Here is a 4,391-nt window from a genome sequence, read left to right as displayed (position 1 = left end):
ACTTTGCGCATCCTGCAGGGCCGGTCAAAAGGGCGCATTCACCCGCTCTTCGGGCAGTGTCTCAAGGTCCGGTTCCAGCGGCGTCCAGGCCGCGGCAACATCATCGCATTCCGGACTGATATCTGTTCACCGATCTCTCAGTCGCAACCCACCTCTGTCAGACGCACCGCCGGGCTGGCGATGCAACAAGGTGTAGCCGGACTGCTTTAACGGTCAGGTAAACCCGTGCACACCGATGTAAAACTTAAGTGCCGCGACAAGATCACGGACCATAATGCAGGGCGTCACCTGAGTGATCCGCACCATGACGCAGCCTGTTCCGGATCCCGGGAGGTTCGTGAAAGAACTGCACCGCCCGGGGCATGTGCTTGCCCCCGGGCTCTGACCTGCATTATAGACTGCGCTGAAACTCTGTTCAGCGATGGAAGTACCAATGGCAGGCCACTCAAAATGGGCGAACATCCAGCACCGCAAGGGGCGTCAGGACGCCGTGCGCGCCAAGCTTTTTTCTAAATTCAGCAAAGAGATCACGGTCGCCGCCAAAATGGGCGATCCGGATCCGGACAAAAACCCGCGCCTGCGGCTTGCGATCAAAGAGGCCAAGGCCCAGTCAATGCCCAAGGACAATATCGAACGTGCGATCAAAAAGTCCCAGGCGGGCGAGGGCGATGATTACGAAGAAATCCGCTATGAGGGCTATGGCCCCAACGGGGTCGCAGTGATCGTCGAGGCAATGACCGATAACCGCAACCGCACTGCATCAACGGTGCGGTCCACCTTCACTAAAAACGGCGGTAATCTGGGCGAGACCGGATCGGTGGGGTTCATGTTCGACCGCAAAGGCGAAGTCACGTACCCCGCGGATGCCGGTGATGCGGATACCGTCATGATGGCGGCCATCGAGGCGGGTGCGGAGGATGTCGAAAGCTCGGAAGACGGACACGTCATCTGGTGCGCGGATACCGATCTGAACGAAGTCTCCGGAGCGCTGGAAGCCGAACTGGGCGAAAGCGAAAGCACCAAGCTTGTGTGGCGACCCACGACGACCACCGAGATGGACCTTGAGGGCATGCAGAAGCTGATGAACCTCATCGACGCACTTGAGGACGATGATGACGTTCAGCGCGTCACGACCAATTTCGAGGCAAGCGATGAGGTGATGGCGCAGCTCTGATGCGCGATCCCGCCGTGTCACTGAAAACGCCGCCACCCGGGTTACGGACGGCGGCGTTTTTTTCATCTGCCTGTGATGCGGCCTCAGCGGGACTGCGAACAGGTGGCGTCAGATGTAAAGAATGACCAGGCGCTCTGCAGAATGCCGGCTGGCTTTGGTTCCTGCGGGGTGGTCAGCCGGTTCAGGCGACGCATCAGATGCTTGAGGTCTGTGAGTTTCTTGCGGGCTCCGCGGCCGCCGGCCTGGCTCTGAACTGTCAGAATTTTTTTCTGTGTGTGCAGCGCAGCTTCGATCAGCGCAATGTCCTGCGCTGTGAGATCCAGATTATGTGCGTTGTCCAGCATCGAAGAAGACCCTTTTTACCTGCCCCACCATATGGGGATCGAAAAGAGATACGCCAATCAGGTCTGATAAGTTTTACGTGAGTGTGATTTTTCTTCTCACAGTCTTGTGAGCGATTGTTGCAGATCACGGCCGGCCGCGGTTTTCAGAGCCTGCCAGAGCGGATCGAGCGCGCGCGCCATCAGCCTGTTGGTCTGCCAGTAAAGGGCAATGTCGAGCGGTGCGTCCGGTACCAGAGCCACCAGTCGCCCCGCGTCGATATGGCCGCGCACCAGCGACACCGGGTTCATGCCCCAGCCCAGCCCGCAGAGCGCTGCATCGACAAATGCATGTGTTGATGCCATGTGATGGGTGGGCGGCGAAAGGCGGTCGCCTGTTACTTCGGTGATCCACCGGTGTTGCAGGCGGTCTTTGGCGTTAAAGGCCATCATCGGTGCGCGCGCGAGGCTGTCGGCGGTTACGCCGTCGGCAAACCATTCTTTCATGAAGGCAGGGCTTGCGGTTGCAATATACCGGAACTGTCCCAGGGCGCTGCAATCGCAGCCGGGCACGGGTGTTGCGTGCCCGGTGATCGCGGCGCTGACCGATCCCCTGCGCAGCCAGTCCGCGGAGTGGTCCTGATCATCGATGACCAGATCAAAGAGCAGCGGCGGCGCTGTCGCCAGTGCGGGAATGAGCCACGTGGCAAGGCTGTCGGCATTGACCGCAATGCGCAGGCGGGGCTGCGAGCCGGTTGTGTCCGGCGCCAGCCGTTCCAGCACCTGCGCTTCAAGCAGCGCCAGATCTTCGGCATGCTGTGCAAGCCGCGCGCCGGCGGCGGTGGGAACGCAGGGCTGGCCGCGCTCGATCAGAACGGTGCCCATACGCTCTTCCAGCGCTTTGATGCGCTGCGAGATGGCAGAGGCTGTGACGCCAAGCTGGCCCGCGGCCGCATCGAAACTGCCCTGCCGGACAATCGCTGCAAGGGCTGCAAGGTGGGCAGGATCCAGACGCATTAGCCAGCCTTAATCTGCATTCAGTATATTAAATTGATTAAGCCTCCGGCGGCCGCTAGTCAACGCTCAGATCTGTCACCTGAAAGACCTGCATCGATGTTCATCGCCCTGTTATCCGGATTTCTGCTCAGCCTGTCGCTGATCATTGCGATCGGGCCGCAGAACGCCTTTGTCCTGCGTCAGGGGCTGGTGCAGCGCCATGTGTTCTGGGTTTGCTTTGTCTGCGGGCTTTGTGATGCGATCCTGATTGTCGCCGGCGTATACGGGTCCGGCAGCCTCGCACGGACCGTGCCGTGGTTTGAACCGGCGATGCGCTATGGCGGGGCCGCGTTCCTGATCTTTTACGGATATCGCAGTGCGCTCTCCGCCTGGCGCGGGGGGCAGGCGCTGAACACCCGCAATGCGACCATCGGCCAGGGGCTGGCTCCCACGCTGCTGACGCTGCTCGCGATCACATGGCTGAACCCGCATGTATATCTCGACACGGTCGTGCTGATCGGCTCGGTGTCGGCGCAGTTCGCCGACCGGACCATGTTCGGCGTCGGTGCGGTATGTGGCAGTTTCAGCTTTTTCTTTGCGCTGGGGTATGGTGCGCGCCTGCTGGCACCGCTTTTTGCGCGCCCGCGCAGCTGGCAGGTGCTCGATGCGGTGATCGCTCTGACGATGTGGACAATCGGTCTGGGACTGCTCATCAGTTAAGACCTTGCGGCGCACAACGAAAAAAGGTCTGAGTAAGAGATGGTTACCCGTTCGCCCGCCCGCCCGCTTGCCGGCATCTTCTGGATGCTGGTCACGGGTATGTGCTTTATCGCTGTGACAGCACTGGTAAAGTACATGGGGGCCCGGGTGCCGCCGGTCGAGATGGCTTTTCTGCGCTACCTGCTGGGTCTGGTATTCCTCTTTCCGGCCATCGGTGCGCTGCGCGAGGCACATCTGACGCCGCGCCAGTGGCGGCTCTTTGGTGTTCGGGGTCTGTTGCACGGGGTCGCAGTAATGCTGTGGTTTTACGCGATGGTGCGGATCCCTATCGCGGATGTGACGGCGATGAACTATCTTTCGCCGGTCTATGTGACCATCGGTGCGGCCCTGTTTCTGGGGGAAAAGCTCGCTTTCCGCCGGATCGCCGCTGTTGTCGTGGCGCTGCTGGGGGCGTTTATCATTCTGCGCCCCGGGTTCCGGGAGGTCAGCAGCGGCCATCTGGCGATGCTGATTGCGGCGGTTGCCTTTGGCGGCTCATACCTCACGGCCAAGATCATGGCCGATGAGGTGAAACCCTCTGTCGTGGTCGCGATGCTTTCGATTTTTGTGACCATGGTGCTGGCGCCTTTTGCTGTCGCGCAGTGGGTCACGCCGGCACTGCCTGATCTGATGCTGCTTTTCTGTGTCGCCTGTTTTGCCACTGCGGGACACTACACCATGACACTGGCCTTTGCCGCCGCACCTCTGACAGTCACCCAGCCGGTGACTTTCACACAGCTCGTCTGGGCGGTGTTACTGGGGTATCTGGTGTTTGATGAGGCGGTTGATATCTGGGTCATTGCCGGGGGCCTCACGATCCTTGCGTCGGTGGTTTTCATCACCTGGCGTGAGGCGATGGTGAGGCGTCAGAATACAACCCCGGCGGTCAACGCGACCAAAGTCTGATTTTTATTGATTGACGGGTCAATTAAAAACCGGCAAGGCAGATGTGTCTTGTCAGCAGGAACCTTTGCTATGCCAAAACTGGGAATGGAGCCGATCCGGCGCTCCGCGCTTGTCGATGCCACCATTGCCGAGATCGGCGTGCGCGGCTCACTTGACGTGACGGTTGGTCAGATCGCCAGACGCGCCGGCATGTCCACGGCGCTCGCACATCACTATTTCGGCGGTAAAGACCAGAT

General features: G+C 60.2%; 6 protein-coding genes. 4 read left to right on the top strand and 2 right to left on the bottom strand.

All coding sequences use genetic code 11. The features are described from left to right. Positions 1-433: 433 nt before the first annotated feature. Complete coding sequence (locus Q0M35_RS17595) at positions 434-1,174, top strand: YebC/PmpR family DNA-binding transcriptional regulator (RefSeq protein WP_295317558.1); 741 nt, start codon at positions 434-436, stop codon at positions 1,172-1,174. A gap of 83 nt (positions 1,175-1,257) precedes the next feature. Here Q0M35_RS17595 and Q0M35_RS17590 read toward each other — a convergent pair whose 3' ends face one another. Together Q0M35_RS17590 and Q0M35_RS17585 are read right to left on the bottom strand one after the other, a co-directional pair. Then, a complete protein-coding gene (locus tag Q0M35_RS17590; RefSeq protein ID WP_295317557.1) occupies positions 1,258-1,518 on the bottom strand; it encodes a hypothetical protein in 261 nt (86 codons plus the stop codon). A 96-nt stretch (positions 1,519-1,614) separates the two neighbouring features. Next, positions 1,615-2,511, bottom strand: a complete 897-nt coding sequence (locus Q0M35_RS17585; protein WP_295317556.1) for a LysR family transcriptional regulator ArgP — start codon at positions 2,509-2,511, stop codon at positions 1,615-1,617. Between the two features lie 96 nt (positions 2,512-2,607). Here Q0M35_RS17585 and Q0M35_RS17580 point away from each other — a divergent pair, with 96 nt between their 5' ends. The 3 genes from Q0M35_RS17580 to Q0M35_RS17570 all read left to right on the top strand — a co-directional run. Then, a complete protein-coding gene (locus Q0M35_RS17580) occupies positions 2,608-3,210 on the top strand; it encodes a LysE/ArgO family amino acid transporter (RefSeq protein WP_295317555.1) in 603 nt (200 codons plus the stop codon). Between the two features lie 39 nt (positions 3,211-3,249). Then, a complete protein-coding gene (locus tag Q0M35_RS17575; RefSeq protein ID WP_295317554.1) occupies positions 3,250-4,155 on the top strand; it encodes a DMT family transporter in 906 nt (301 codons plus the stop codon). 69 nt (positions 4,156-4,224) lie between these two features. After that, positions 4,225-4,391 (top strand): TetR family transcriptional regulator (locus Q0M35_RS17570; RefSeq protein WP_295317559.1); only part of this gene is annotated, 167 nt, incomplete at its 3' end.

This window comes from Roseobacter sp. (assembly GCF_024639605.1).
Taxonomy (GTDB): Bacteria; Pseudomonadota; Alphaproteobacteria; order Rhodobacterales; family Rhodobacteraceae; genus Roseobacter.
The sequence above is the reverse complement of the archived record's forward strand: the minus strand, read 5'-3'. Positions and strand labels throughout refer to the sequence as shown.

Coding starts and splice junctions, on each gene's coding strand:
- Q0M35_RS17595 (WP_295317558.1), top strand. CDS start 434: ATGGCAGGCCACTCAAAATGGGCGAACATCCAGCACCGCAAGGGGCGT.
- Q0M35_RS17585 (WP_295317556.1), bottom strand. CDS start 2,511: ATGCGTCTGGATCCTGCCCACCTTGCAGCCCTTGCAGCGATTGTCCGG.
- Q0M35_RS17580 (WP_295317555.1), top strand. CDS start 2,608: ATGTTCATCGCCCTGTTATCCGGATTTCTGCTCAGCCTGTCGCTGATC.
- Q0M35_RS17575 (WP_295317554.1), top strand. CDS start 3,250: ATGGTTACCCGTTCGCCCGCCCGCCCGCTTGCCGGCATCTTCTGGATG.
- Q0M35_RS17590 (WP_295317557.1), bottom strand. CDS start 1,518: ATGCTGGACAACGCACATAATCTGGATCTCACAGCGCAGGACATTGCG.